1 protein-coding gene is annotated in these 1,199 nt (G+C 41.2%); it reads left to right on the plus strand.

Translation table 11 applies throughout. From position 1 onward, the window contains the following. A partial coding sequence (locus CCB157_RS16590; RefSeq protein ID WP_143287127.1) for a transposase occupies nucleotides 1-290 on the plus strand: 290 nt, incomplete at its 5' end. Nucleotides 291-1,199: the final 909 nt, after the last annotated feature.

Here is a 1,199-nt window from a genome sequence, read left to right on the forward strand (position 1 = left end):
CAAGGGAAGTCCAATCGTGGGCCAATGAGTTGGATGTTCTTCTCACCTTTATGGACTATCCAAGCAGTATTCGAAGTGTGATTTACACGACCAATGCCATCGAACGAACGATCAAGGAGATTCGGAAACGTCTAAAGCCGATGAACAGTTTGAGCAGTTTAGAAGCCGCTGAAAAAGTCGTATATTTGACCGTTCAAGATTTTAACGAGAAATGGGCAGAACGAAAGTTGCGAGGATTTGCCGAAGCGCAGGAAGCCCTCGAGCGAATGTTTGAAGAACGTTATCATTAACCAAATAATGTAAATAGATGAGATGAGGGGATTCTCCCTTTCCCCCTCAGGAGACTGAATATTCAGTCCCCTGGGGGGAACCAGCCCCCCCTCTATTCCAAATCTATTTCAGAGATACCCTATCTATCTTACATTACACAAAATTCTTGACGGTACCTCGAGTCGCATAGTTATATATATAAATTAGTAAAAAATTTGCTGGAAGATTGTCAACGTTGCAAAGTAAACTTGACATGTGAAAACACATACAAACTTTTTCAATTGATTCTCTCAACAGAAGGTCAAAATGAATTGATTTCAAAATGTAAACAAAAGAGTACTTTGTTGACATATCGTACTGAACGGTTAGTAAAATCATTAGCTTCGCCAAGGGAAGCCGGCAAACTGTTAGAGGGTCATCATCAACGAATTAAATGGCATCTTCAACGATTATATAGAATTCGTAATGCCATCGTGCATTCCGCGAATCATCAACAATCAAATTTAACTTTATTTGTTAGACATTTAAGGGAATATTTATCTTCAATTATCCCCACTTCAATTTATTTTTTGACCACTTCCAATTACCAAACGGTCAAGTCCATTTTATTGTGTAAATTTCCCTTTGATAGAAAGATGGACCTGATGACCTGACGTATGGCAGGTAAGTCCGGCAAGTCTCCCTGCCGGTCGCCTTCCCGGACTAATGATCATTGTTGTCAAAGTACAGGTGTGTCAAGGCGCTTTCGCGGCAACTCCTCGCTTCCGAGGTATTTCACGTTCTCCTTGACACGTCGAAGAAATTATCCCACTTTCTTGATCGCCGAAACTTCCTGATTCATCGTTTGAACGCCTAACTCTTTCGTTTTCCGCCACTGCCAATAGTCGGACATATCCAGGTATTTGCGTCCCGATATCCATTTTTTCGTC

Source organism: Caenibacillus caldisaponilyticus (genome assembly GCF_002003465.1).
GTDB lineage: Bacteria > Bacillota > Bacilli > Bacillales > Sporolactobacillaceae > Caenibacillus > Caenibacillus caldisaponilyticus.